This window comes from Rhodococcus sp. P4_B6, from assembly GCF_056402215.1.
The window spans coordinates 1-19,917 of sequence record NZ_JBFUHV010000126.1; the positions used below are offsets into that span (position 1 = coordinate 1).

The 19,917-nt window shown below is 69.9% G+C and carries 22 protein-coding genes and 1 pseudogene; 6 read left to right on the plus strand and 17 right to left on the minus strand.

Features of this window, described 5'->3' with window-relative positions; translation table 11 throughout:
* The 6 genes and pseudogenes from AC1DWT_RS36870 to AC1DWT_RS36895 form a co-directional block, all read right to left on the minus strand.
* Positions 1–163: pseudogene (locus AC1DWT_RS36870) on the minus strand (hypothetical protein); the annotation flags it as partial.
* Positions 164–170: 7 nt separating this feature from the next.
* A complete protein-coding gene (locus AC1DWT_RS36875) occupies positions 171–821 on the minus strand; it encodes a potassium-transporting ATPase subunit C (protein WP_206012702.1) in 651 nt (216 codons plus the stop codon).
* A 6-nt stretch (positions 822–827) separates the two neighbouring features.
* On the minus strand, positions 828–2,930 hold the full coding sequence (kdpB, locus tag AC1DWT_RS36880; protein WP_206012703.1) for a potassium-transporting ATPase subunit KdpB: 2,103 nt from the start codon (positions 2,928–2,930) through the stop codon (positions 828–830).
* Positions 2,927–4,642 carry a potassium-transporting ATPase subunit KdpA gene (kdpA, locus tag AC1DWT_RS36885; RefSeq protein ID WP_206012704.1) on the minus strand — a complete coding sequence of 572 codons (1,716 nt, stop codon included), beginning with the start codon at positions 4,640–4,642 and terminating at the stop codon, positions 2,927–2,929. The genes kdpB and kdpA overlap by 4 nt, the downstream gene beginning before the upstream one ends.
* Positions 4,642–4,740, minus strand: a complete 99-nt coding sequence (gene kdpF, locus AC1DWT_RS36890; protein WP_095865194.1) for a K(+)-transporting ATPase subunit F — start codon at positions 4,738–4,740, stop codon at positions 4,642–4,644. Before kdpF ends, kdpA begins: the two co-directional genes overlap by 1 nt.
* A 241-nt stretch (positions 4,741–4,981) precedes the next feature.
* Positions 4,982–5,611, minus strand: a complete 630-nt coding sequence (locus tag AC1DWT_RS36895) for a pyridoxamine 5'-phosphate oxidase family protein (RefSeq protein WP_095865193.1) — start codon at positions 5,609–5,611, stop codon at positions 4,982–4,984.
* 78 nt (positions 5,612–5,689) lie between these two features.
* Here AC1DWT_RS36895 and pdxR point away from each other — a divergent pair, with 78 nt between their 5' ends.
* From pdxR to AC1DWT_RS36910, 3 genes are read left to right on the plus strand one after another with little or no spacing between them, the layout of a single operon-like run.
* Positions 5,690–7,138 (plus strand): MocR-like pyridoxine biosynthesis transcription factor PdxR, encoded by a 1,449-nt coding sequence (pdxR, locus tag AC1DWT_RS36900; RefSeq protein ID WP_477924423.1) that lies wholly within the window; start codon positions 5,690–5,692, stop codon positions 7,136–7,138.
* Positions 7,139–7,177: 39 nt separating this feature from the next.
* Complete coding sequence (locus AC1DWT_RS36905; protein ID WP_206012706.1) at positions 7,178–8,623, plus strand: amidase; 1,446 nt, start codon at positions 7,178–7,180, stop codon at positions 8,621–8,623.
* A 2-nt stretch (positions 8,624–8,625) separates the two neighbouring features.
* A complete protein-coding gene (locus AC1DWT_RS36910) occupies positions 8,626–9,198 on the plus strand; it encodes a TetR/AcrR family transcriptional regulator (RefSeq protein ID WP_072946636.1) in 573 nt (190 codons plus the stop codon).
* A 16-nt stretch (positions 9,199–9,214) separates the two neighbouring features.
* Here the strand turns inward: AC1DWT_RS36910 and era are convergent, their stop codons facing one another.
* From era to AC1DWT_RS36940, 6 genes are all read right to left on the minus strand, one after another.
* Positions 9,215–10,135, minus strand: a complete 921-nt coding sequence (gene era / locus AC1DWT_RS36915) for a GTPase Era (protein ID WP_477924426.1) — start codon at positions 10,133–10,135, stop codon at positions 9,215–9,217.
* Positions 10,128–10,460: a cytidine deaminase gene (locus tag AC1DWT_RS36920; protein ID WP_072946634.1), complete on the minus strand. Its 333-nt coding sequence runs from the start codon at positions 10,458–10,460 to the stop codon at positions 10,128–10,130. Before AC1DWT_RS36920 ends, era begins: the two co-directional genes overlap by 8 nt.
* Positions 10,453–11,772, minus strand: coding sequence for a hemolysin family protein (locus tag AC1DWT_RS36925; RefSeq protein WP_072946633.1), 1,320 nt, complete (start codon positions 11,770–11,772; stop codon positions 10,453–10,455). Before AC1DWT_RS36925 ends, AC1DWT_RS36920 begins: the two co-directional genes overlap by 8 nt.
* 21 nt (positions 11,773–11,793) lie before the next feature.
* Complete coding sequence (ybeY, locus tag AC1DWT_RS36930) at positions 11,794–12,336, minus strand: rRNA maturation RNase YbeY (RefSeq protein ID WP_072946632.1); 543 nt, start codon at positions 12,334–12,336, stop codon at positions 11,794–11,796.
* Positions 12,337–12,372: 36 nt separating this feature from the next.
* Complete coding sequence (locus AC1DWT_RS36935) at positions 12,373–13,446, minus strand: PhoH family protein (protein ID WP_012688199.1); 1,074 nt, start codon at positions 13,444–13,446, stop codon at positions 12,373–12,375.
* Between the two features lie 108 nt (positions 13,447–13,554).
* Positions 13,555–13,863, minus strand: a complete 309-nt coding sequence (locus AC1DWT_RS36940) for a hypothetical protein (RefSeq protein ID WP_371851580.1) — start codon at positions 13,861–13,863, stop codon at positions 13,555–13,557.
* On the opposite strand from AC1DWT_RS36940, the gene AC1DWT_RS36945 reads away from it, so the two are divergent.
* Positions 13,840–14,022: a hypothetical protein gene (locus tag AC1DWT_RS36945; RefSeq protein WP_206016312.1), complete on the plus strand. Its 183-nt coding sequence runs from the start codon at positions 13,840–13,842 to the stop codon at positions 14,020–14,022. The genes AC1DWT_RS36940 and AC1DWT_RS36945 overlap by 24 nt on opposite strands.
* On the opposite strand, the gene AC1DWT_RS36950 is transcribed toward AC1DWT_RS36945, so the two are convergent.
* From AC1DWT_RS36950 to hrcA, 4 genes are all read right to left on the minus strand, one after another.
* Positions 13,996–14,757, minus strand: a complete 762-nt coding sequence (locus AC1DWT_RS36950; RefSeq protein WP_095865190.1) for an alpha/beta hydrolase family protein — start codon at positions 14,755–14,757, stop codon at positions 13,996–13,998. The genes AC1DWT_RS36945 and AC1DWT_RS36950 overlap by 27 nt on opposite strands.
* A 6-nt stretch (positions 14,758–14,763) precedes the next feature.
* Positions 14,764–15,525: a 16S rRNA (uracil(1498)-N(3))-methyltransferase gene (locus tag AC1DWT_RS36955; protein ID WP_206012707.1), complete on the minus strand. Its 762-nt coding sequence runs from the start codon at positions 15,523–15,525 to the stop codon at positions 14,764–14,766.
* 2 nt (positions 15,526–15,527) lie between these two features.
* Positions 15,528–16,679 (minus strand): molecular chaperone DnaJ, encoded by a 1,152-nt coding sequence (gene dnaJ, locus AC1DWT_RS36960; RefSeq protein ID WP_072946628.1) that lies wholly within the window; start codon positions 16,677–16,679, stop codon positions 15,528–15,530.
* 87 nt (positions 16,680–16,766) lie between these two features.
* The gene (gene hrcA, locus AC1DWT_RS36965; protein WP_072946667.1) at positions 16,767–17,810 is read right to left on the minus strand and encodes a heat-inducible transcriptional repressor HrcA; all 1,044 of its coding nucleotides are present in this window, start codon (positions 17,808–17,810) and stop codon (positions 16,767–16,769) included.
* 209 nt (positions 17,811–18,019) lie between these two features.
* Between hrcA and AC1DWT_RS36970 the strand changes: the two genes are divergently transcribed.
* Positions 18,020–18,337 carry a type II toxin-antitoxin system VapB family antitoxin gene (locus tag AC1DWT_RS36970; protein WP_005261240.1) on the plus strand — a complete coding sequence of 106 codons (318 nt, stop codon included), beginning with the start codon at positions 18,020–18,022 and terminating at the stop codon, positions 18,335–18,337.
* Between the two features lie 12 nt (positions 18,338–18,349).
* On the opposite strand, the gene hemW is transcribed toward AC1DWT_RS36970, so the two are convergent.
* Positions 18,350–19,597, minus strand: a complete 1,248-nt coding sequence (hemW, locus tag AC1DWT_RS36975) for a radical SAM family heme chaperone HemW (RefSeq protein WP_241031277.1) — start codon at positions 19,595–19,597, stop codon at positions 18,350–18,352.
* Positions 19,598–19,743: 146 nt separating this feature from the next.
* Here hemW and AC1DWT_RS36980 point away from each other — a divergent pair, with 146 nt between their 5' ends.
* Entirely contained in the window at positions 19,744–19,836 is a 93-nt protein-coding gene (locus AC1DWT_RS36980; protein ID WP_369426193.1) for an Ms4527A family Cys-rich leader peptide, read from the plus strand.
* Positions 19,837–19,917: the final 81 nt, after the last annotated feature.

A 19,917-nucleotide genomic window follows, 5' to 3' on the forward strand; every position in this document is an offset into this window, starting at 1 on the left:
GGCCGTGGGTTTCCACCACGGCCGCGACGACGTCGCACCCCCGTTCGCGGCGGCGGTGCGCCTCGCCGAGCATCGCGAACGTCTTGCCGACACCCGGTGCGGCGCCGAGATAGATGCGCAGTTCGCCGCGCCGGCGTTCGCCTTCGGGTCCGGTACCACTCACCTCGCCATCATCCACCAGCTGTCGGGGCGGTGCACCGAGGAACGGTCAGGCCGAGGGCGAGATTCAGCTCGAGAACGTTCACCCGCTGCTCCCCGAGGAACCCGAGTTGCCGTCCCTCGGTGTTCTCGTCGACCAACTGCTGGACGCGGCTCTCGCTGAGGCCGTTCATCTGTGCGACCCTCGGCACCTGCAACGCGGCGTACGCGGGGCTGATGTGCGGATCGATGCCGGAACCCGATCCGGTGACCGCGTCCGCCGGCACGGACTCGGGTTGCACCCCCTCGCGGGCGGCGATCGCGTTCCGGCGCTGGGTGACGAACGCCGCCAGGATCTCGCTGCTCGGTCCCTGATTGGTGGGCAAGGCGGTGGCGGGGTCGCCCGGTGCGAACGGATCCTGTGCGGCGACCGACCCGGTGACCCGGTTGTGGAAGAACGGGTCCGGGTCCCCTGCCGGCACCTGCGGGTCGACACCGACCCACCGGCTCCCGACGACGCACCCGGTGGTGTCGCGGACCGGCGAACCCTCCGCCGCGCCGGCGCCGATCCGGCTCACCCCCCACACCGCGGCGGGATAGAGCACGCCGAGAACGGCGGTGAGTGCGAGCAGGACGAGGAGTCCGGCCCAGGTCTGCCGGAGCAGTCCGATGAGAAAACGCATGCGAAGTCACCCAATTCCGGGAATGAGACGGACGACGAGGTCGATGAGCCAGATACCGGCGAACGGTGTGATCACGCCGCCGAGGCCGTAGATCAGCAGGTTGCGGCCCAGCAGTGTCGACGCCGACGACGGCCGATAGCGAACACCTTTCAGCGACAACGGGATCAGCGCCACGATCACGACGGCGTTGAAGATCACCGCCGAGAGGATCGCCGATTCCGGGGTGGCCAGACGCATGATGTTCAGCGTGTCCAGCTGCGGATAGATGACGCTGAACAGCGCGGGGAGGATGGCGAAGTACTTGGCCAGGTCGTTGGCGAGCGAAAACGTGGTCAGCGCACCTCGGGTGATGAGCAGCTGCTTGCCGATCTCCACCACCTCGATGAGCTTGGTGGGATCGGAATCGAGATCCACCATGTTCCCGGCTTCCTTCGCCGCGGACGTGCCGGTGTTCATCGCCACCCCGACGTCCGCCTGGGCCAGGGCCGGGGCGTCATTGGTGCCGTCACCGGTCATCGCGACCAGCCGGCCGCCCTCCTGTTCCTTGCGGATCAGCGCGAGTTTGTCCTCGGGTGTCGCCTCCGCCATGAAGTCGTCGACACCGGCCTCGGCCGCGATGGCCTTGGCGGTGAGCGGATTGTCGCCGGTGATCATCACCGTGCGGATTCCCATCGCCCGCAGTTCCGCGAACCGCTCGGCGATGCCCGGCTTCACCACGTCCGACAGCGCGATCACGCCCAGCACCGTCGGCGCATCCGCGTGGATCGAGGCCACCACGAGGGGTGTTCCGCCGGCCTGCGCGATCTCGTTCACCGCGCCGGTGACCGCGGGCGAGGTGTGTCCGCCGAGCGAATGCACCCAGTTCAGCACCGCGTCGCCGGCGCCCTTGCGGATGCGGGTGCCGTCGATGTCGAGCCCGCTCATCCGGGTCTGCGCGGTGAACGGCACGAACTCCGCTGCCCTCTCGGCCTCGGACGGCGCGGGGTCCAACCCGAAGTCCCGGGCGCACAGGTCCACGATGCTGCGCCCCTCGGGAGTGCCGTCCGCGAGGCTGGACAGCCGTGCCGCCGTTGCCAGCTCGCTCGCGGACACTCCCGGTGCGGGATGCAGGGCGGTGGCCTGCCGGTTGCCGAACGTGATGGTGCCGGTCTTGTCCATCAGCAGGGTGTCGATATCGCCGGCGGCCTCCACCGCCCGCCCCGACATCGCCAGGACGTTCCGCTGCACCAGCCGGTCCATCCCGGCGATCCCGATGGCCGACAGCAGGGCGCCGATCGTGGTGGGGATCAGACACACCAGCAGCGCGATCAGTTTGATCGGGTCCTGTTCCTGCCCCGCGTACAGACCCATCGGGCCGATCGCGACGACGGTCAGCAGGAAGACGATCGTCAGCGACGCCAGCAGGATGTTCAGCGCGATCTCATTCGGCGTCTTCTGCCGCGCCGCCCCCTCCACGAGGGCGATCATCCGGTCCACGAACGACTGCCCGGGGGCCGCGGTGACGCGGACGACGATCCGGTCGGACAGCACGGTCGTGCCGCCGGTGACGGCGCACCGGTCACCGCCGGATTCGCGGACGACGGGCGCGGACTCGCCGGTGATCGCCGATTCGTCCACGGTGGCGATGCCCTCGACGACGTCGCCGTCGCCCGGGATCACCTCACCGTCGACGACGACCACGCGGTCGCCGACGACGAGGTCGGTGCCCGGCACCGATTCCAGAGCGCCGCTCGCCGTGATCCTGTGGGCGACCGTGTCCTGCTTCACCTTCCGCAGGCTCGCCGCCTGCGCCTTGCCCCGCCCCTCCGCGACCGACTCGGCGAGGTTCGCGAACAGCACGGTGAACCACAGCCACGCGGTGACCGCCCAGGAGAACACCGACGGGTCGGCGATGGCCATGACGGTGGTGACGACGGAACCGACGAACACCACGAACATCACCGGGTTGCGGGCGAGGTGCCGGGGGTCGAGTTTGCGCAGCGCGCCCGGCAACGCCGTCACCAGCTGGGCGGGACTGAAGATCCCGGCCTTGACGGGCGCCGGGGCGTGGCCGCCCTCGGGCGGCGTCGTCGGCTCGGTCGCCGGACGACTGGTCACGTTCACACTCACTGCAGGGCCTCCGCGATCGGTCCCAGCGCGAGGGCCGGGAAGAATGTCAACGCCGCCACGAGCACGACGGTGCCGGTGAGCAGCCCCGTGAACATCGGGCCCGCCGTCGGCAGGGTTCCGGCGCCCGGGGCCGTCTTCTTCTGCGACGCCAGGGATCCGGCGAGCGCGAGGACGAAGATGATCGGCAGGAACCGGCCGAACAGCATGCACACGCCGAGCGCGGTCTGGAACCAGTCGCTCGTGACCGTCAGCCCGCCGAACGCGCTGCCGTTGTTGTTCGACGCCGACGCGAACGCGTACAGCACCTCCGAGAATCCGTGGATCGATCCGGGACTGCCGGGGTCGCCGCTGTTGCCCTGGTAACCGGTGGTCGAGGACAGGATCACGGTGATGCCCGTTCCGATCAGGACCAGCGCGGGCATCACCAGCACCGACAGCGCGGCGAGGGTGATCTCCCGTTGCCGTAGTTTTTTGCCCACGTACTCGGGTGTGCGGCCGACGAGGAGTCCACCGACGAAGACGGCGATGAGGGCGAGGACGAGAATGCCGTAGAGCCCGGTGCCCACACCGCCGGGCGCGATCTCCCCGAGCAGCATGTTCAGCAACACGGCTGCGCCACCGAGCGGCGACAGGCTGTCGTGGGCGGAATTCACCGCGCCCGTGGACGTTCCCGTGGTACTCACGGCGAACAGTGCGGTGCCCGGAATGCCGAAGCGGACTTCCTTGCCTTCCATCATCGCGCCTGCCGCGGAGGCCGCGACGCCGCGTCGTCCCGATTCGGCGGCAAGGGTGACGGCGAGCAGTGAACCCCACAGGATGCCCATCACAGCGAGCAGGGTCAGGCCCTGGCGGTGCCCGGACACCTCGCTCGCTCGGTCGTGAGGATCGCCGACCATGGTGCCGAACGTGCGGGTGAGGGACACCGGGATCAGCAGGATCGCGAGGATCTCGACGATGTTGCTGACCGGGGTGGGGTTTTCGAACGGGTGTGCCGAGTTGGCGGCGAGGATGCCGCCGCCGTTGGTGCCGAGTTCCTTGATCGCCTCCTGCGAGGCGACGGGCGCCAGGGCGTTGGTGACGGCATTGCCGTCCAGGCCGGTGGATTCGAATCCCGTGTGGAATGACTGGATCACGCCCTGGCTCAACAGAATCAACGCGATGACGAAGGAGAACGGCAGCAGAATCCGCAGACTGCCGCGGGTGAGGTCCACCCAGAAGTTGCCGATCTCACCGCCGCGGGCCACGCGGACGAACCCGCGGATCAGCGCGACCGCGACGGCCATGCCGACCGCCGCGGACACGAAGTTCTGCACGGCGAGTCCGACCGGCTGGGTCAGGTTGCTCATCGTGGTCTCGGGGGCGTAGGACTGCCAGTTGGTGTTGGTGACGAACGACACGGCCGTGTTGAACGCGACCGCGGGGCTGACCCCGGTCAGGTCGCCGGACAGCGGCAGCACACCCTGAATGCGTTGCAGGACATACAGGAAGAGCACGCCGGCCATCGAGAAGCCCAGAACGCTGCCCGCGTAGCCGTACCAGGTCTGCTCCGTGTGGGGGTTGATGCGGCACAGGCGGTACAGCACGGATTCGACCCGCAGGTGGCGGCGCGATTCGTAGACGCGGGCCATGTAGTCGCCCACCGGCACGTACAGCGCCGCGAGTACCGCGATCACGAGCGCGATCTGCAGGCCGGCCGCGAGGGCGGGCGTCATCAGAACCGCTCCGGGTCGATGAGCGCGACCAGCAGATACACGACGAGCGCCGCCGCGATCGCGACGAGGACGACGGCGAGTATTCCGGCGCCGGTCATTTCACGCGTCCGGTCTGCAGGGCACGGAGAACGAGCGCGCAACAGGCGAACCCGCCGAGGACGAGCGCAACGTAGGCCACGTCGGCCATGTGAGGATCCCTCTTCGTACTGATCCTGCGGTTCAGCGCAGGCATGACACCCCACGGTTGCGGGGTGTCATGCCAGCATCACGCCGGATCCGGGCGACAGAGGCCTCGCTGACGAAGCGCTTACGGGACGTCCAGGGCTCTTGACGCTTTCCTTACGCGGTCCGGGTCAGCCGCGACACGGACGCGGGCACGGGTGTGCCGGTCGCCACCCACGGCGCCGGGACGGGCGCACCGGCGACCGACCGCACGGGGACGACCCCGGCCCACGCACTGCTCGCTTCGGCGGGTTCGCCCGGCGGCGCGTCCCGCACCTTGACGGTCCACTGCCCCGGCGTGATCGGGAGGGCGAGGGCCAGCGTCGCGGCGAGTTCCTTGCGACGGTGTCCCCGGACCTCGCTGCTGCGACCGGGGATCAGCACGTCCGACAGTGCGTCGAGGGCGCCGGCGGATTCGTCTTCGCCGAGGGTGACGAGGTTGCCCCGCACCACCGCCGAACGGTAGTTGGCGGACGAGTCGAACAGTGTGTCCGCGACGACGATTCCGTCGAGCATCGCGACGCACAGCACCGCGGGGGCGCCTGCCGCGACCTGCCGCAGCGCGCCGGCCCCGGTGGAACCGTGCAGCAGGATCCTGTCGCCGTCGCGGGCGTAGAGCATCGGCACGGCCCAGGGCAGGCCGTCGACGACGGTGGCGAGGGTGCCCATCGGCGCGGCGTCGAGGACGGCGTCGAGCTGCGCACGTTCGGTTCGGGCACGGTCCGGGTATCTCCTGATCTTGTCCACGAGACCATCCTCACCCCCCATGTGGTTCAGGCTCCAGATCCACAATTGAAAATATCGGCAGACCAGTATTGTGGGTTCATGCCCCGGATCAGCCCCGAGCTGCACCTGACGTTGCGGCTCCCCGACACCGACGCACCGCTTCGGCACCGCATCGCGGAGTCGATCCTCGACGAGATCCGAGGCGGCCGTCTGCGGCCCGGCGATCCGCTGCCCTCCACGCGGGCCCTCGCCGGCCACCTGACGGTCGCGCGGGCGTCGGTGGTCGACGCGTACGACGAACTCTGCTCGTCCGGATACGCGAACGCCCGCGCCGGTTCCGGCACCCGGATCGCACCGGGCGCCGACGTGGCGGCCCGCGCGCACGTCGCCCCGCACGCGATCACGCACACGTCGGAGCGGGCGTCGCAGGCCGCTGCCGCGACACCGGAGGCGCGGTGGGACCTCACCCCGGGCCACCCCGACCCCGGCCTGATCTCGACCACCGACTGGCGCCGGGCGTGGCGGTCGGCCGCGGCCGCCACGGTGACGTCCGACGTTCCCGGCCCCGACGGGCACCCGGAGTTGCGGCGCGCCCTCGCGGGGCATCTGCGCCGCACCCGGGGCATCTCGGCGCGGCCCGACGAACTCGTGATCGTTCCCGGAGTGGGCTCCGCGCTTCGGACTCTCGTCGCCGCGGCCCGGCTGAGCGGCCGCGACGTGGTGTTCGAGGAGCCCGGCTACAGCCGGGCCCGCCTGGTCCTCGAGGCCGCGGGCGCGCGGACACGCTGCGTGCCCGTGGACGAGGACGGCCTCGATCCCGCACTGCTGCGCGGCATGGACGCGGCGGCCTACTGCACGCCGGCCCACCAGTATCCGATGGGCGCCCGGATGCCGGTGGGCCGCAGGGCCCGGCTCGTCGCCGACGCCGCGGCGTCCGGGACGCTGATCATCGAGGACGACTACGACGGCGAGTTCCGCTACGACGTGTCGGCGTTGCCCGCCCTGCGCAGCATCGACCGCGGGTCCGACTACGTGGCCTACCTGGGCACGGCGTCGAAGATCCTCACTCCCGCGGTCCGGGTGGCGTGGGTGATCGCCCCCGCGGCGCTGCGGCCGGGGATCGTCCGGGCGCTGGACACGACCGGCGAGGCCTGCTGTGCGATCACGGCCCTCGCGCTGGCGCATTTCATCGACTCGGGTGYGTTGTCGCGGCACCTCGCCCGCGCCTCCCGCACGTACGCGGCCCGCCGGTCGGCGTTCGTCGCCGCACTGCAGCAGCAGCTGTCCGCGGTCGGCACGGACGGCGTCGGGGTCGCCGGCATCGAGGCCGGTCTCCATGTCGTCCTGACACTGCCGCGCTCGGTCGACGACGTCGCCCTCGCGGCGGAACTGCAGGACCACGGGGTGACGGTGCCGAGCCTCGCCGACTACCGCACCACGCCGAGCGGACCCCGGGGACTGGTCTGCGGGTACGCCCGACTGCCCGAGTCCGCGGCCCGCGGGGCCGCCGGGGTGATCGGGGAGGTGGTCCGCAGGCACCTCCGCTGATACTGTTCGTTCGAACGAACAGTCACGGGGAGGGGCGAGATGAGCACGGGACAACTGGGCAGCGAACAGCGGCGCGAAGAGGAAGGCGACCGGTCACCGGGACTCGTCGAACAGGTGAAAGCCCTGGCCTCCGGCGACACCACGTCGGTCGCGGCCACCCGCGCCGCCCTCGACCGCATCGATGCCAGCCAGCCGACGCTCAACGCGTTCAAGGTGGTCCGCCGGAACAAGGCCCTCGCCGAGGCCGCGGAGGCCGACCGCCGGATCGCCGCCGGTGAACGCCTCCCGCTCCTCGGAGTCCCGATCGCCGTCAAGGACGACGTCGACGTGGCCGGGGAGCCCACCGCGTTCGGCTGCCCGGGCGACTTCCCGCCCGCGGCGCGGGACTCCGAGATGGTGCGGCGACTGCGCGCGGCCGGTGCCGTCGTCGTCGGCAAGACCAACAGTCCCGAACTGGGGCAGTGGCCGCTCACCGGCGGACCCGCCTTCGGTCACACCCGCAATCCGTGGAACGGCGACCACACCCCGGGCGGGTCGTCCGGGGGCGCTGCGGCGGCCGTGTCCGCCGGCCTCGTGTCCGCCGCGATCGGTTCCGACGGCGCCGGTTCCATCCGCATCCCCGCCGCGTGGACCAACCTCGTCGGGATCAAGCCGCAACGCGGCCGCATCTCCACCTGGCCTGCCGCCGAGGCGTTCTACGGTCTCACCGTCAACGGACCGCTGGCCCGGACGGTCGCCGACGCGGCCCTGCTCCTCGATATCGCGGCGGGACCTCATGAGGGCGACATCCACACACCGCCGCCGGTCACCGTCAGCGACGCCATCGGCCGCGACCCCGGGCCGCTGCGCATCGCGCTGTCCCTCCGGATCCCGTTCACCGCCACCCCCACCACGCTGCACCCCGAGGTGCGCCGGGGTGTCGCGCGGATCGCCGAGGCACTGCGCAGGCTCGGGCACCGCGTCGTGGTGGACGACCCCGACTACGGGATCATGTTCGGTCTCGGCTTCCTCCCCCGGTCGATGGTCGGCATCGACGACTGGATGCGGAAGGTCCCCGACCCGTCCCTCGTCGACCCCCGCACGAAGGGCAACGCCCGGACCGGGCGGCTGTTGCGCGGGGCCCCGCTCCGGTCCGCCCGGGCGGCCGAGCCGAGAATGCGGCGACGCGTCGGTGCGATCTTCGACGAGTACGACCTCGTCCTCGCCCCCACCACCGCCACTCCCCCGCCGAGGGTCGAGGAGATCGACGGCATCGGTTCGTGGGCCACGGACAAGGTGATCACCGCGGTCTGCCCGTACGCGTGGCCGTGGAACGTGCTGGGCTGGCCGAGCGTGAACGTCCCGGCCGGGTTCACGTCCGGAAACCTGCCGATCGGCGCCCAGCTGATGGGGCACGACAACGCGGAGCCGCTCCTGGTTTCCGTTGCGGCCCAGCTCGAGTCGGTGCTCCGGTGGGACCTGGAACGTCCCGGGAAGTGGTGGTGAGCGTGGCTTCGACGGACGTCCGTGACCGCATCCTCGCGGCGGCGCTGCACATCGTCGGCACGGAAGGCATTCCCGGCGTGACCAATCGGCGGATCGCGGCGCAGGCCGGGGTCTCGCTCGGCTCCATCACGTACCACTTCCCCACGCAGACGGACCTGCTGCGCGCCGCGCTGTCGGGGTTCGTGACGGAGGAGACGCAGCGGCTGTCGGAGCTGGCGGAGGGGTACCGCGACAAGGGGCTGAGCTTCGAGGACGTCGCCGCACTGACCGAGAAGGTCGCGAAGGATCTGGCGTTCTCCGCGGAGCGGATCGCCCCGTTCGAGCTGTACATCCAGGCGGGCCGCGATCACGAACTCCGTCAGGCCGCCGCCGAATGTTTCGCCGCGTACGACGAATTGACGGTGACGATTCTCACCGCCCTCGGCGTCCCCGATGCGGAGTCCGTCGCCCCCACGGTCGTGGCGACCATCGCCGGCCTGCAACTGCGCAGACTCGCCACCGGAAGCGACGGGGAGCACGACTTCGCGGCGTCGGTGCTGCTTCTCCTGCGGGCCGCCGGCCCCGTGCGTGGTTGACGGGTCCCTGGACTCGTCAACAGAACCCCAGCCTGCCGAGCTGTTTCGGGTCGCGCTGCCAGTCCTTGGCGACCTTCACGTGCAGTTCGAGGAAGATCTTGGTGCCGAGCAGTTTCTCGATCTGCAGCCGCGCCTTGGTCCCCACCTCGCGGAGGCGGGCGCCGCCCTTGCCGATCACGATGCCCTTCTGCGACGGCCGCTCGACGTACAGCAGCGCGTGCACGTCGAGCAGTTCGCCCTGCTTCTCGGTGCGTCCCTCGCGGGGGATGATCTCTTCGATGACCACGGCCAGGGAGTGCGGCAGTTCGTCGCCGAGGCCCTCGAGAGCGGCCTCGCGAATGAGTTCGGCCATCAGCGTCTCTTCGGGTTCGTCGGTGAGTTCGCCGTCCGGGTAGAACGCCGGGCCCTCCTCCATCTTCGACGCGAGGACGTCGACCAGCACCTCCACCTGCTCACCGGAGGCGGCGGACACCGGCACGACGTCCGTCTCCGGCCCGAGGAGCTTGGAGACGGCGAGCAACTGCTGCCCGACCATGTCCTTGCTGACCTTGTCGATCTTCGTGACGATGCCGACGAGCGTGGTCTTCGGCGCGATCTGCCGGACCTGCTGCACGATCCACCGGTCGCCGGGGCCGATCTTCTCGTCCGCCGGGATGCACAGGCAGATCACGTCGACCTCGGAGTAGGTGTCGCGCACGAGGTCGTTGAGGCGCTGGCCGAGGAGCGTCCGGGGACGGTGCAGCCCCGGGGTGTCGACGAGGATCAGCTGTGCGTGGTCGCGGTGCACGATGCCGCGGATGGTGTGCCGGGTGGTCTGCGGCCGCGAGGACGTGATCGCGATCTTGCTGCCCACCAGCGCGTTGGTCAGCGTGGACTTGCCCGTGTTGGGCCGTCCGACGAAACAGACGAATCCGGAACGGAATTCGGGTTTACTCATGTTGCTCCTCGATCACGGATCCATCGGTTCGCGCGAAGACGACGGCCGCCTGCGCACTGACTTCGTGTAGCGCGGCGATGCCCGGGTCGTCCGGGTCCCCGCCGATCACGGCTGCCGCCTCGAAACCCTCGGCACCACTCGACACCGCCGCCGCGACGGCCGCCTGCAGCGCGGTCAGCGACAGCGCCGTCAACGCGACCGCGCCGGCAGAGTAGGTGCGGCCGTCGAGATCGCGGACGGCGGCGCCCTGACCACTTCCGGTGCGGCCGAACGCTCCTCGCGCGAGCACGATCAGTTTCGCGTCCTCGGCGTCCAGTTCAGTCATCGTCGCCCTCCCGTTCACGGTCGTTGACGTCGTCGTCCTCGTCGATCGGTGCGCGTTGCACGAAGACCGTGCTGATCCGCACCCGCCCGCGCACGTCGGGCGAACCCTCACCGCGGAGGACGAGACCGTGCGAGACGACCTCCGATCCCGGGAGCGGCACCCTGCCGAGTTCGTATCCGATGAGCCCACCGACTGTTTCGACCTCGTCGTTCTCCACCTCGATGCCGAACAGGTCACCGAGATCCTCGATCGGCAGCCGCGCGGACACCCGGTACATGCCGTCGCCGAGGTCCTCGACCGGCGGGGTCTCGTCCTGGTCGTACTCGTCGGCGATCTCCCCGACGATCTCCTCGATGACGTCCTCGATGGTGACCAGGCCTGCGATGCCGCCGTATTCGTCGACCAGCACGGCCATGTGGTTGCGGTCGCGCTGCATCTCGGCGAGCAGGCTGTCGAGCGGTTTGGAATCGGGCACGAAGACGGCGGGCCGCATCACGTCGCCGACGAGGACACTGCGTCCGCCGTCGCGGGAGTGGTACGTCTGCTGCACGAGGTCCTTGAGGTAGACCACCCCGAGGACGTCGTCGACGTTCTCCCCGATCACGGGAATCCGCGAATGTCCGCTGCGGACGGCCAGCGACGTCGCCTGCCCGGCGCTCTTGTCGCTTTCGATCCACACCATCTCGGTGCGCGGCACCATCACCTCGCGGGCGGAGGTGTCGCCGAGTTCGAAGACGGACTGGATCATCCGGCGTTCCTCGTCGGCCACCACGCCCCGTTCCTGCGCCATGTCGACGAGTTCGCGCAGTTCGATCTCGGAGGCGAAGGGGCCGTTGCGGAATCCCTTGCCCGGGGTGATCGCGTTGCCGATCAGGATGAGCAGGCGGCTGATCGGACCGAGCAGGGTTCCGATGACCTGCAGCGGGAACGACGTGATCAACGCGATCGTGTAGGCGTGCTGGCGGCCGAGCGTCCGCGGGCCGACCCCGATCACCACGTAGTCGACGAGCACCATGATGACGGCGGTGAACGTCAGCGCCCACACGGGTTCGAGGAGATCGGACAGGCCTCCGACGAGCACCACCGTCGCCGTGATCTCACACAGGATGCGCAGCAGCACCATGAGATTCACGTACCGGGGACGATCCGACAGGATGCGGAGCACCCGGGTGGCGCCGGGGCGATCCTCCTTCGCCATCTCCTCGATGCGCGCGGACGAGATCGTGTTGAGTGCGGAATCGACGGCGGCGAAGACACCACCGAGAGGGACGAGGACGATCGCGAGGACGATCAGCGCGATGGCGCTACTCACAGAAGACCCTTCACGTGGCGGTTACTGATCCGGGGCGTCGAAGAACCCGGCCTTGCCGAGCAGCTTCTGGTCCCGGGCAGCGAGCGCGGCGTCGCGTTCGGCCCTGCGCAGATCCTCGTACCAGTCGTCGAGCAACTGGTTCTGCAGGCCGAACATCTCCTTCTCCTCCTCCGGTTCGGCGTGGTCGTAGCCGAGGAGGTGCAGCACACCGTGCACGGTGAGCAGAGCGAGTTCGTGGGCCAGCGGATGACCGGCCTTGTCGGCCTGGTCCGCGGCGAAGGACGGGCACAGCACGATGTCGCCGAGCATCGACGGTCCCGGCTCGGGTGAATCCGGGCGGCCGCCTGGCTCGAGCTCGTCCATCGGGAACGACATCACGTCGGTGGGACCGGGCAGGTCCATCCACCGCATGTGGAGGTCGGCCATGGTGGCCGAGTCCACGAGGACCATCGACAACTCGGCCGCGGGGTGCACGTCCATCCTCGCGATCACGAAGCGGGCAACGCTGATCAGCTCCTCTTCGGAGACGTCCATGCCCGATTCGTTCGAGACTTCGATGCTCATGTGTGTCGCTTCCTCCTGGTTCCGGCGACACTCACCCTACCGTCGTGGAGAACGCGAGTGCGCCGCTCTCCGCTGTGCGCGGTTCCCGAGCTCGACCTTGCCGTCCCGGTCCGCCTCGAAACGCTCGTACGCGTCGACGATGTCGGACACCAGCCGGTGCCGGACCACGTCGCTGCTGTTGAGTTCGGCGAAATAGATGTCGTCGATGTCACCGAGGATCTCGGTGGCTGCGCGGAGCCCGGACCGGGCGCCGCCCGGAAGGTCCACCTGGGTGACGTCGCCGGTGACGACGACCTTGGAACCGAAGCCCAGCCGGGTGAGGAACATCTTCATCTGCTCGGCGGTGGTGTTCTGCGCCTCGTCGAGGATGATGAACGCGTCGTTGAGCGTGCGGCCGCGCATGTACGCGAGCGGCGCCACCTCGATGACACCCGACTGCATCAGCTTCGGGATGGCCTCGGGGTCCATCATGTCGTGCAGGGCGTCGTGCAACGGCCGCAGGTACGGATCGATCTTCTCGTGCAGCGTGCCGGGCAGGAACCCGAGCCGCTCCCCCGCCTCGACCGCGGGGCGGGTGAGGATGATCCGCGACACCTGCTTGGTCTGCAGGGCCTGCACCGCCTTCGCCATGGCGAGGTACGTCTTGCCGGTGCCCGCGGGCCCGATACCGAACACGATGGTGTTGGCATCGATCGCGTCGACGTACCGCTTCTGGTTCAGTGTCTTCGGCCGGATCGTCTTGCCGCGACGCGACAGGATGTCGAGGGTGAGGACCTCGGCGGGCGATTCGCTCAGGCCCTGCGTGAGCATGCCGACCGTCCGGCGCACTGCGTCGGGGGTCAGCGGCTGCCCGCGACCGACGATGGCGCCCAGTTCGGCGATGACCCGCTCGGCGAGCGCGACGTCGCCGGGCCGTCCCGTCAACGTGACGGCGTTGCCGCGTACATGGATGTCTGCGTCCAGGACCCGTTCGAGAGCGCGCAGATTCTCGTCGGAAGAACCGAGGAGAGGCGGGACCGTTTCGGGTGGGAGATCGATACTCGAACGCACGGTGCGTTCCGCCGGACGCGTGGCGCCGAACGTCTCGCCGTTCTGGTCTTGTTCGCTCACGTGAGGGATATGGCCTTCTTCCCGGTTCCTGGTCGGTCACGACGGTCGTCGCGATGAGGGAAGTCTATCGCTCGCAGGTCACAGCGCCCACCCGATTACGCGACGCCGTCACCGATCCAGGACGGCCGGATTCTCGCGCAGCCACCGCCGCGCCTCGTCCACGACGCGGGTCCCCTCGGCAGGCGTCAACCCCAGCACCGCGAGGTACGCGACGGCGAACGACTCGCCCGAATCCTGCACCTCGCCGGAATTCGCCTGGTCCAGCAGGGTGATCGTCATCGCCTCCGCGAGGTCGGGACGCTCCGGTTGCCGCGCCTCGTCCCCCATGGCGGCGACGAGGGCGGCGGACGCCTCGTCGGCGATGCCCTCGACGAGCGCCTCGCGGCTGGGGAAATGCGCGTAGACGGTGCGGCGCACGACTCCGGCGGTGGGCACGACGTCGTCTCCCTGGCCGGTCTGATCGGTGGACTCGCACTGGGCATCGGCGCGCTGGTCGTGGCACTCGTCCTGCCCGGACGCACGGTCACACCCGAATCCGGGGACCGCAGTTCAGAACTCGCCGTCACCGGACAGTAGGGCGTCCCGCGAGATCTTCCAGCATTCGGTCTCGGGATTCAGGAACGCGTAGTGGTCTTCTCCCTCGACGATGTGCAGCGCGACCGGATCGCCTGCCGCCCGCGCCGCCTCCCCGTACCGGACGCTCACCTTCGCCGGGACCTGTGCGTCCTCCGTGCCGTGGATGCACACCACCGGCACCCCGGTGGGGATGCGGTGCAGCGGGGATGCGGCGCGGTACCGATCCGGGTCCTCGTCGAACGGCACCCCGAGGAGATCCTCGATGTATCCGATCCGCCTGCCGCGTTCCCCCGCGGAGGCGAGGTCGAGGGCGCCGGCCTGCGACACGACCTTCTCCGGCCGGACCGCCGTCTGCCGCTGACCGGCCAGCCACACCGCGAGTTGCCCGCCCGCCGAGTGACCGACAACCCGGACCTTCGACAGGTCGAACGGGACCGCCGACCGCTCGGCGACCGGACCGGCGATCGCGTCGAGCGCGGCGAGAACGTCTGCGGACATCTCGTCCCACCCGCCGCCCGCGCCAAGCCTGCGGTATTCGATGTTCCAGACCGCGACACCGTGGCGCGCCAGGTCGACCGCGAAACTCGTGCCCAGGTTCAGGTGGTATTTCCCGCTCCAGAAACCGCCGTGGACGACCATCACCACCGGCACCGGGGTCGACACCGGTTCCTCGGGCGGATAGAAGTGCCCGAACTGCTGCGGTTCGGTTCCGTAGGCGATGCGAATGCGGTCCACGGACAGTCAGGCTAGCGGGGCCGCGCCCCAGCGGTCGGTGAGGACGCCGATGGCGCCCAGCGCGACGGCCGCGGCGGTCGAGGTCCGCAGGACGTGCGGACCGAGCAGCACGGGCACGGCGCCCGCCTCGGTCAGCGCGGTGATCTCCTCCTCGGAGATACCGCCCTCGGGACCGACGACGAGCACGATCTCGGCGGCCGCACGCAGCGGAAGCTCGGCGAGGCCCTGCGTCGCCGCCTCGTGCAGCACGGCGACGACTCCGCCCCGGCCGACCACTTCGCGGACGACGGCGAGCATTCCCGCGGTGCGGTGCAGTTCCGACACCTCGGGCACGATCGCCCGCCGGGACTGTTTGGCGGCGGCGAGAGCGGCGCTACGCCAGCGAGCGACACCCTTCGCGACCTTCGGGCCCTCCCACCGCGCCACGCACCGCGACGACTGCCACGGCACGATCGCGTCGACCCCCGCCTCGGTGGCCAGCTCGACCGCCAGCTCGGACCGCTCCGCCTTCGGAAGCGCCTGCACCACGGTCACACTCGGCGACGGCGCCGTCACCTGACGCCGTTCGTGAACGGTGAGTTCGAGCCGGTCCTTCCCGGCCGCCGTCACCTCGGTGTCGGCGAGACCACCCCGGCCGTCGGCCAGCACGATCCGCTCCCCGACACCGATCCGGCGCACCGTCGCGGCATGCCTGCCCTCGGGGCCGTCCAGGACGGCGGTGCTCCCCACCTCGGGCAGCGGGTCGAGGAAGAAGACCGTCGCCGCCACGATCAGCGACCGCTGAACGCTTCACGCAGGCGCGAGAACAATCCGCCGCTGTGCTGGGACTGGGTGGAGACGACCTCGGCGACGTCGCGGTCGCGCAGGTCCTTGAGCTCGCGGAGAATCTTCGTCTCCTTGTGGTCGAGGCGCGACGGCACCACGACCTCGAGGTGCGCGTGCACGTCGCCGCGGATGCCGGACCGCAGCTTCGGCATGCCGTGCCCGCGCAGGACCGTCACCGACCCCGGCTGGGTGCCCGGCTCGATGGTGATCTCCTTGGGACCGTCGATGATCGTGTCGATCGTCACGGTCGTGCCGAGGGCGGCGTCGATCATCGGAACCCGGATCGTGCAGTGCAGGTCTTCGCCGTCGCGCACGAACACCTCGTGCGCCTGCTCGACCACCTCGACATACAGGTCGCCTGCGGGTCCGCCGCCGGGGCCGACCTCGCCCTGCGCGGCGAGCCGGATCCGCATGCCGCCCGCGACGCCGGCGGGCACCTTCACCGTGATGTCGCGGCGGGCGCGCACCCGGCCGTCGCCGCCGCACTTGTGGCACGGGTCGGGAATCGTCTCGCCCGCGCCGCGGCAGGTGGGACACGGCCGGGATGTCATGACCTGACCGAGGAACGAACGCTGCACGGACTGGACCTCGCCCGCGCCGCCGCACGTCTCACAGCGCACCGGCGTGGAATCGCCGTTGGTGCCCGAACCGGTGCAGCTGTCGCACAGGATCGCCGTCTCGACGGTGACGTGCTTGCTGACGCCGGTCGCACACTCCGCCAGCGTCAGCTTGGTGCGCAGCAGTGAATCGGCGCCCGGCTGGACGCGGCCGCGCGGCCCGCGGCCCGCACCGCCTCCGCCGCCGAAGAACGCTTCGAACACGTCGCCGAGGCCGCCACCGAAACCGCCGCCGAAGCCGGCACCGCCTCCGCCGCCGCCCGAGGACAGGGGGTCGCCGCCGAGATCGACGATGCGGCGCTTCTCCGGGTCCGACAGCACCTCGTAGGCCGTCGAGATGTCCCGGAACCGGGCCTGCGCCGCCTCGTCGGGGTTCACGTCGGGATGCAGTTCCCTCGCAAGCTTGCGGTACGCGCGCTTGAGCTCCTGATCGGTCGCCTTCTGATCGACGCCGAGCGTTGCGTAGTAATCCCGTGCCACGTTGAGTCTCTCGTCCTTCTCTGCTTCGTTATCTCGCCACTGGTCCGTGCGCGCTGTCCACGCGCGGCGCTGTCGCCGGGCCGGCCGTCACCGCTCGGCGAGCACCTGGCCGATGTATCTCGCAACGGCTGCCACCGACGCGATTGTTCCCGGATAGTCCATCCGGGTAGGTCCGAGCACGCCCATTCCGCCGAGCACGGTGCCCGCCGCACCGTAGCCGGTCGAGATGACGGAGGTGCCGCGCATCTGCTCCACCTGGGTTTCCTCGCCGATCCGCACCGTCACCGTGCCCGCGTCCTGGGTGGCGGCCAGCAGCTTGAGCACCACCACCTGCTCCTCGAGCGCCTCGAGGACCGCACGCAGCGAACCGGGGAATCCGCTGATTCCCGTGAAATCGGCCGCGTTGCGGGTCAGGTTCGCGGTGCCGCCGAGGACCAGCCGCTCCTCGGGATGCTCGACGAGCGTTTCCACCAGCACGGTGGCCGACCGGATCACGGCGTCGCGCAGATCTTCGGGGGCCTCGTCGGCCAGCTCCGACACGGCGATGGACGCCGCCGCGAGCCGTTTGCCGTCGAGGGCGCCGCCGAGCAGTCCGCGGAGCCGCGCCAGGTCCTCGTCGTCGAGGACGTCGCCGAGTTCGACGATCCGCTGATCCACTCGGCCCGAGTCGGTGATGAGCACCAGCAGCAGCCGCGCGGGGGTCAGCGCGACCACCTCGAGGTGGCGGACGGACGACGCCGAGAGTGTGGGATATTGCACAACCGCGACCTGGCGTGTGAGTTGCGCGAGCAGGCGCACACCGCGCCGGAGGACGTCGTCCAGGTCGACCCCGGACTCGAGGAAATCGAGGATCGCGCGGCGTTCCGCCGTCGACAGCGGCTTCACGTCGGCGATGCGGTCGACGAACTGCCGGTAACCCTTGTCGGTGGGGACACGGCCCGAACTCGTGTGCGGCTGGGCGATGTAGCCCTCGCTCTCGAGGAACGCCATGTCGTTGCGCACCGTCGCACTGGAAACACCCAGATTGTGCCGCTCGACCAGCGCCTTCGATCCCACCGGCTCCTGGGTCGAGACGTAGTCGGCGACGATGGCGCGGAGAACCTCGAACCGTCTGTCGTCCGTACTCGACATCGCCGTCCACCTCCAGTTCTCGATCGTCACGAGCAGCGACGTCACCGAACCTTCGTTCGGGTCGGCCGTCACATCCCCTGAGCTACGCGCAGATGCACGTGCGTCTCGGCTCGGTCCAGTCTAATCGTCGCGTCGCCGATACCGGTTCAGGCCTTACTGTGGTGGGCGGAGACGAGCAGAGGCAACCACCACGGGCGGATGACGAGGCGATGATTTTCAAAGGTGTCATGGACGGCAAGCCGTACCCGGACCACGGGTTGTCGCTGCGCGACTGGTCCAAGATCCCGCCGCGGCAGGTGCGGCTCGACGAGATCGTCACCACGACCAAGGTTCTCGAACTCGACCGGCTGCTGTCGGAGGACTCGACGTTCTACGGCGACCTGTTCCCGCACGCGGTGCAGTGGCACGGCGTGCTCTACCTCGAGGACGGATTGCACCGGGCGGTGCGCTCGGCGCTGCGGAACCGCGTCGTGCTGCACGCCCGCGTGTTCGACTACGACGAGATGCCCGGCATCGTCACGGCCTGAGACGGGAGCGTCTCAGCGCAGGACCGTCCGGACCACGGCGTCGGCGAGGAGCCGTCCGCGGTCGGTCAGCACCAGGTGCTCCCCCGCACGCACCAGCAGTCCGTCGGCGACCACCCTCTCGGCCGCGCGCCGCTCGGCGTCGTCCAGTTCCGCCACGGGAAGTCCCGTGCGCAGCCGCGCCGTCAGCATCACCCGCTCGACGTGGACGTCCTCGTCCGTCAACTGCTCGCTGCCCCCGACCGGCAGGCTTCCCGCCGCCAGCTGGTCCGCGTAGCGCGCCGGGTGCTTGACGTTCCACCAGCGCACACCGCCGACGTGGCTGTGCGCGCCCGGCCCGGCGCCCCACCAGTCGCCGCCGTCCCAATAGCCCAGGTTGTGCCGGCAGGCCGCGTCCTCGCGCGCCCAGTTCGACACCTCGTACCAGGTCAGGCCCGCCTCGGCGAGCCGGGCGTCGATCCGCTCGTACCGCGACGCGAGCACGTCGTCGTCGGGCGCGGGCAGTTCCCCGCGGCGCACCTTCCGCGCCAGGGCGGTGCCGTCCTCGACGATCAGCGCGTACGCGGACACGTGGTCCACGCCCGCGGACAGCACCGCGTCCAGCGACAGGTCGAGGTCCTCGTCGCGCTCCCCCGGCGTCCCGTAGATGAGGTCGAGATTGACGTGCCCGAACCCGGCGGCCCGCGCCTCCAGCGCCGCCGCCACCGCCCGCCCCGGCGTGTGGGTGCGGTCGAGGACCTTCAGCACGTGCTGCGCCGCCGACTGCATGCCCAGCGAGATCCGCGTGAATCCGCCCGCGAGCAACCGTTCGAAGAACTCCGGCGACGTGGACTCCGGATTCGACTCGGTGGTCACCTCGGCGCCGTCCGCGAGCCCGAAACTCGAGCGGACCGCACCGAGGACGTCCGCCAGGCCGTCGCCGCCGAGCAGGGACGGCGTGCCGCCGCCGACGAAGACCGTGTCGACGGCCGGGGCGCCCGTCATCTGCGCCGCCAGGTCGAGTTCGCGGCGCAACCCCTCCATCCACGACTGCGGCGACGCCGACGTCCCCAGCTCACCGGCCGTGTACGTGTTGAAATCGCAGTATCCGCAGCGTGTGGCACAGAAAGGCACGTGCACGTAGATCCCGAACGGGCGGCTCCCCACACCGATGAGGGCGCTCTCGGGCAGCGCGAATGCCGCCGCCTCGCCGCGACCGACCGTGGAAGTACTCAATCCGCTCACCCCACCAGTGTCCATGGTCGGCTCGCCTCCGGTGTCCATGGTCGGCTCGCCTCCGGTATCGATGGTCGGCTCGCCTCCGTGACCACCCGACCGTCGCGCGCCCCTCGTCGTGATATTTCCCGCAAAAATGGTGGAAATCGGTGCCCGGCTCTGCGTGAGCGATCTGACGTGGCACAATGGTCGACATGACCGGACCCGGAGTGCGACTTGTGGCGCGTCGTCACGTCGATCTCAAGCGTGTCTGCAGCTGTTGTTGTCTGCCCTGTCTCGCGCAGTAATTCAGCCTGTCAGCCCGTTCATCTTTCTTCTCGACTTCCGGCCGGATTCGAATGCCCCGAGCGAGGATCAGCCCTCCTCCT

Bases quoted from the DNA above. Each gene is read 5' to 3' on its own strand.
- AC1DWT_RS36875 (WP_206012702.1), bottom strand. From the start codon at position 821: ATGCGTTTTCTCATCGGACTGCTCCGGCAGACCTGGGCCGGACTCCTC.
- kdpA (WP_206012704.1), bottom strand. From the start codon at position 4,642: ATGACGCCCGCCCTCGCGGCCGGCCTGCAGATCGCGCTCGTGATCGCG.
- kdpF (WP_095865194.1), bottom strand. From the start codon at position 4,740: ATGACCGGCGCCGGAATACTCGCCGTCGTCCTCGTCGCGATCGCGGCG.
- AC1DWT_RS36905 (WP_206012706.1), top strand. From the start codon at position 7,178: ATGAGCACGGGACAACTGGGCAGCGAACAGCGGCGCGAAGAGGAAGGC.
- era (WP_477924426.1), bottom strand. From the start codon at position 10,135: ATGAGTAAACCCGAATTCCGTTCCGGATTCGTCTGTTTCGTCGGACGG.
- AC1DWT_RS36920 (WP_072946634.1), bottom strand. From the start codon at position 10,460: ATGACTGAACTGGACGCCGAGGACGCGAAACTGATCGTGCTCGCGCGA.
- ybeY (WP_072946632.1), bottom strand. From the start codon at position 12,336: ATGAGCATCGAAGTCTCGAACGAATCGGGCATGGACGTCTCCGAAGAG.
- AC1DWT_RS36945 (WP_206016312.1), top strand. From the start codon at position 13,840: ATGCGCGTAGACGGTGCGGCGCACGACTCCGGCGGTGGGCACGACGTC.
- hrcA (WP_072946667.1), bottom strand. From the start codon at position 17,810: ATGTCGAGTACGGACGACAGACGGTTCGAGGTTCTCCGCGCCATCGTC.
- AC1DWT_RS36970 (WP_005261240.1), top strand. From the start codon at position 18,020: ATGATTTTCAAAGGTGTCATGGACGGCAAGCCGTACCCGGACCACGGG.
- hemW (WP_241031277.1), bottom strand. From the start codon at position 19,597: ATGGACACCGGAGGCGAGCCGACCATGGACACTGGTGGGGTGAGCGGA.
- AC1DWT_RS36980 (WP_369426193.1), top strand. From the start codon at position 19,744: ATGACCGGACCCGGAGTGCGACTTGTGGCGCGTCGTCACGTCGATCTC.